Source organism: Bradyrhizobium sp., assembly GCF_016462955.1.
GTDB lineage: Bacteria > Pseudomonadota > Alphaproteobacteria > Rhizobiales > Xanthobacteraceae > Bradyrhizobium.
Genome location: NZ_JAEMSD010000342.1, coordinates 1,246 through 5,775, shown reverse-complemented (window position 1 = coordinate 5,775; position 4,530 = coordinate 1,246). Strand labels below are relative to the sequence as shown.

The 4,530-nt window shown below is 66.4% G+C and carries 4 protein-coding genes and 1 pseudogene; all 5 read left to right on the top strand.

The features are described 5' to 3' along the window. Positions 1–1,125, top strand: a pseudogene (locus tag JHD07_RS27475) (carbamoyltransferase HypF); the annotation flags it as partial. After that, positions 1,125–1,361: a HypC/HybG/HupF family hydrogenase formation chaperone gene (locus JHD07_RS27470; RefSeq protein WP_291627765.1), complete on the top strand. Its 237-nt coding sequence runs from the start codon at positions 1,125–1,127 to the stop codon at positions 1,359–1,361. The pseudogene JHD07_RS27475 and the gene JHD07_RS27470, both read left to right, overlap by 1 nt. Continuing rightward, positions 1,358–2,500, top strand: a complete 1,143-nt coding sequence (gene hypD, locus JHD07_RS27465) for a hydrogenase formation protein HypD (protein WP_291627763.1) — start codon at positions 1,358–1,360, stop codon at positions 2,498–2,500. Before JHD07_RS27470 ends, hypD begins: the two co-directional genes overlap by 4 nt. Further along, positions 2,497–3,537 carry a hydrogenase expression/formation protein HypE gene (hypE, locus tag JHD07_RS27460; protein ID WP_291627762.1) on the top strand — a complete coding sequence of 347 codons (1,041 nt, stop codon included), beginning with the start codon at positions 2,497–2,499 and terminating at the stop codon, positions 3,535–3,537. Before hypD ends, hypE begins: the two co-directional genes overlap by 4 nt. Before the next feature lie 8 nt (positions 3,538–3,545). Next, positions 3,546–4,530 (top strand): formyltransferase family protein (locus JHD07_RS27455; protein ID WP_291627759.1); only part of this gene is annotated, 985 nt, incomplete at its 3' end.

Genomic DNA, 4,530 nt, shown 5'->3' with positions numbered 1-4,530 from the left:
CAATTGATCCGCCGCGCGCGCGGCTACGTGCCCGAGCCGGTTCGCCTGGCGCGGTCCGTGCCGCCGATCCTGGCCGTCGGCGGCGCGCTCAAGTCGACGGTGACGCTCACGCGCGGCAACGAGGCGTTCGTGTCCCAGCATATCGGCGACCTCGATACTGCTTCGGGCGTCCGCTTCTTCGAGGAGACAGTGCATCACCTGTTGTCGACACTCGACGTCGAGCCGGTCGTCATTGCCCATGACCTGCATCCGAACATGGTCTCGACCCGATTTGCCGAGGCCAGCGGGAGGCCGCTGATCGCGGTACAGCACCATCATGCCCATGCGGCCGCCGTGATGGCGGAGCATGGCACCGCAGCACCGGTGCTGGCGCTGGTGCTCGACGGTTTCGGTTACGGCAGCGACGGTGGCAATTGGGGAGGCGAGCTCTTGGCCTGCGATGGCGCCGGCTTCCGGCGGCTCGGACATCTGGACCCGATGAAGATGCCGGGCGGCGATCGTGCCGCGCGCGAGCCGTGGCGCATGGGAGCTAGCCTGCTGCATGGCCTCGGACGAGGCGATGAAATCGCGACGCGGTTCGGCGCACAGCCGCAGGCCGCACGTGTCGGCGTCATGCTCGATCAGCCGGGTGTGCCGACGACGACCAGCGCCGGCCGGTTGTTCGATGCGGCGGCGAGCCTGCTCGACCTCTGCCCGATCCAGAGCTATGAGGGCGAAGCTGCGATGAAGCTCGAAGCGCTGGTGCGCAACTCCCGCATCGCGTCAGGCGGCTGGATCATCAAGCACGGCGTGCTGTCCTTGGCCCCGCTGTTCGAGCGCCTGACATCCGGAAGGATCGATCCGATCGAAGGTGCCGAGCTGTTCCACGGCACGCTTGCCGCGGCCTGCGTCGACTGGATCGATCGCGCGGCGGGCGCGACCGGGATTCGGACCGTCGCCTTGAGCGGCGGCTGCTTCCTCAACGCGATCCTCTCGGAGCAGATCGAGCGCGGCTGCCTTGCCGCCGGGCTCACGCCGCTGCTGCCGCGCCAAGTGCCGCCCAATGACGGCGGGCTCAGCCTCGGACAGGCCTGGGTTGCCGCGCTGACACTGCTCGAACGGCAAGGCCTGGAAGGAACCATCTGATGTGTCTCGCGATACCAGCCGAGGTCACGAAGCTCCTGCCCGACGAGATGGCGATCGTCTCCATCGACGGCGTCAGCAAGGAGATCTCGGTCGCCTTGATCGAAGACCTCGCCGTCGGCGACTACGTGATCATCCATGTCGGCTATGCCCTGACCAAGATCGATCCGGAAGAGGCGCGGCGAACGCTCGAACTGCTGCGCGAGCTCAGCGCCGAAGGACAGGGGGCGTTGCAATGAAATATGCCGACGAGTTTCGCGACAGGGAGATCGCGCTCGGCCTTGCCAAGGCGATTCGCGCCGAGGCCGATGCCGGGCGATCCTATCGCTTCATGGAATTCTGCGGCGGCCACACCCATGCGATCTCGCGCTACGGCCTCGAGGACATGCTGCCGAAGAACGTGCGGATGATCCACGGCCCCGGCTGCCCGGTCTGCGTGCTGCCGGCCGGGCGCATCGACATGGCGATCCGGCTGGCGGAGCGTCCGGACATCATCCTGTGCGTCTATGGCGATCTGATGCGCGTCCCGGGCTCGCACGGCGCCTCGCTGCTGAAGGCGAAGGCGCGCGGTGCCGATATCCGCATGGTCTATTCCACCATCGACGCCTTGGGGATCGCCCAGGAGAATCCCGGGCGTGAGGTCGTGTTCTTCGCCATCGGCTTCGAGACCACCACGCCGCCGACCGCGGTCATGATCCGCCTCGCCCAGAAGAAGCAGCTCTCGAACTTCAGCGTGTTCTGCAATCACGTTCTGACCCCGCCGGCCATGCAGAACATCCTGGAGAGCCCCGATATCCGCAATATCGGCCGCGTTGAGATCGACGGCTTTGTCGGGCCCGCGCATGTCTCGACCATCATCGGCACCGCGCCTTACGAGTTCTTCGCGGAAGAGTTCGGCAAGCCGGTGGTGATCGCGGGCTTCGAGCCGCTCGACATGATGCAGGCGATCCTGATGCTGGTGCGCCAGGTCAACGAAAACAGGCACGAGGTCGAGAACCAGTATAGCCGCGCGGTCACCCGCGACGGCAATCTGCGCGCCAAGGAGGAGGTCTCCGACATCTTCGAGCTGCGCGATCAGTTTGAATGGCGCGGGCTCGGGCAGGTGCCCTATAGCGGGCTGAAGCTGAAGCGAGCTTACGCGGCATACGACGCCGAGGCGCGCTTCGACATGCACGAGCTGCGCGTCGACGACAATCCCGCCTGCGAATGCGGCGCCATCCTGCGGGGCGTGAAGAAGCCGGTCGACTGCAAGCTGTTCGGCACCGTCTGCACGCCGGAGACGCCGATGGGCTCCTGCATGGTCTCCTCGGAAGGCGCCTGCGCCGCGCACTGGACCTATGGCCGCTTCCGCGACCATCAGCAGAGGCGGGCGTCATGAAGGCCTACCAGCGCAAGCTCGATATCAGGAACGGCTGCGTCGACCTGACTCACGGTTCGGGCGGCCGCGCCATGGCGCAGTTGATCTCGGGCCTGTTCCACGAGGCCTTCGGCAATGAATGGCTGGCGCGCGGCAACGACCAGTCGGCGTTCGATGTTGGGGCCGGGCGCATGGTGATGACGACCGATGGCTATGTCGTCTCGCCATTGTTCTTTCCCGGCGGCAATATCGGCTCCCTCGCAGTCCACGGCACGGTCAACGACATCGCGATGGCCGGCGCAAAGCCGCTTTATCTGTCGGCGAGCTTCATCATCGAGGAGGGCTTTCGCTTCGCCGACCTCAAGGCGATTGCGGACTCCATGGGGCAGGCGGCGCGCGATGCCGGCGTCTACATCATCACCGGCGACACCAAGGTGGTCGAGCGCGGCAAGGCCGACAGGCTGTTCATCTCGACCGCCGGTGTCGGCGTCGTCCCTGACGGGCTCCAGCTTTCCGCCGAGAACGCCCGCGTCGGCGACCGCGTGCTGATCTCGGGCACCCTGGGCGATCACGGCGTCGCGATCATGTCGAAGCGGCAGAACCTCGCCTTCGAGACCGAGATCGTCTCGGATTCGGCATCGCTGAACGATCTCGTCGCCGGGATGGTGGAAGCCGGTGGTCGCGGTATCCGCTTGATGCGCGATCCCACCCGCGGCGGGCTCGCCGCCGCGCTGAACGAAATCGCGCAGCAATCTCGCGTCGGCTTTCATCTCCTCGAGGAGGCGATCCCGGTGAAGCCGGGGGTGGCGGCAGCCTGTGAGCTGCTCGGGCTTGATCCGCTCCATGTCGCCAACGAGGGAAAACTGGTCGCTGTCGTCGCGCCCGAACTTGCCGGCGCCGTGCTCGCCGCCATGCGGGCCCATCCGCTCGGCCGCGACGCCGCCGACATCGGCAAGGCCGTCGCCGACGATCATCATTTCGTGCAGATGGCGACGAGTTTTGGCGGCGGGCGAATCGTCGACTGGCTGTCGGGCGAGCAATTGCCGCGGATTTGTTGAGGCCCTCGATGCGTATCCTGCTGCTATCGCATTCGTTCAACAGCCTGACGCAGCGCCTGCATGTCGAGCTGCGCGAGCGCGGTCATGAGGTCTCGGTCGAGCTCGATATCCACCCCGACGTCACGTGCGAGAGCGTGGCTCTGTACCGTCCGGATCTGGTGATCGCGCCATTCCTCAAGCGGGCCATTCCCGAATACGTCTGGCGTAGCGTGCGCTGCCTGATCGTGCATCCCGGCCCGCCCGGCGACCGCGGCCCGGCGGCGCTCGACTGGGCCATTCTCGAAGGCGTGGTCGAGTGGGGCGTCACCGTGCTGCAGGCGACCGGTGAGTTCGATGCCGGTCCCGTGTGGGCGTTCCGCATGTTCCCGATGCGGCGGGCCGCAAAGTCCAGCATCTATCGCAACGAGGTCACCTCATCCGCCGTCGAAGCGGTGCTGGAAGCCATCGACGCGATCACGGCGGGACGGACGACGCCGCGACCCATGCGTGAGGACGATGCGCGCATTCGCGTCCGCGGGACGTGCCGGCAATCAGATCGGACGATAGATTGGCAGCACGATACGACCGAGACCGTGCTGCGTAAGATCCACAGTGCCGACGGCATGCCGGGCCTGGTCGACAGTCTGTTCTTCGAGGACGTGCGGCTGTTCGACGTCCATGAAGCACGCGGTATCTCCGGCGTCCCCGGCACGCTCGTGGCGCAATGCGACGGGGCGTTGGCCCGCGCGACGGTGGACGGAGCGGTGTGGATCGGCCATGTGCGGCAACTCGCACCGAAGAGCTTGAAGAGGTCTGCTGCAAAGGTGTTCGCCGCGCAGGCAGCCAGCCTGCCGCGGCGGCCGGACTGTGGCTATGCGCCGATTGAATATCGCGAGCATGGCGAAGTCGGCGAGTTGCAGTTCTCCTTCTACAATGGCGCGATGGCGACGTCCGACTGCGAGGCGCTGCTGCAAGCCTATTGGGCCGCGCTGGCGCGCCCGACAAAGGTGCTGC

What these genes read in the sequence shown, in the direction of transcription:
- JHD07_RS27470 (WP_291627765.1), top strand. Translation starts at nt 1,125, where the DNA reads ATGTGTCTCGCGATACCAGCCGAGGTCACGAAGCTCCTGCCCGACGAG.
- hypD (WP_291627763.1), top strand. Translation starts at nt 1,358, where the DNA reads ATGAAATATGCCGACGAGTTTCGCGACAGGGAGATCGCGCTCGGCCTT.
- hypE (WP_291627762.1), top strand. Translation starts at nt 2,497, where the DNA reads ATGAAGGCCTACCAGCGCAAGCTCGATATCAGGAACGGCTGCGTCGAC.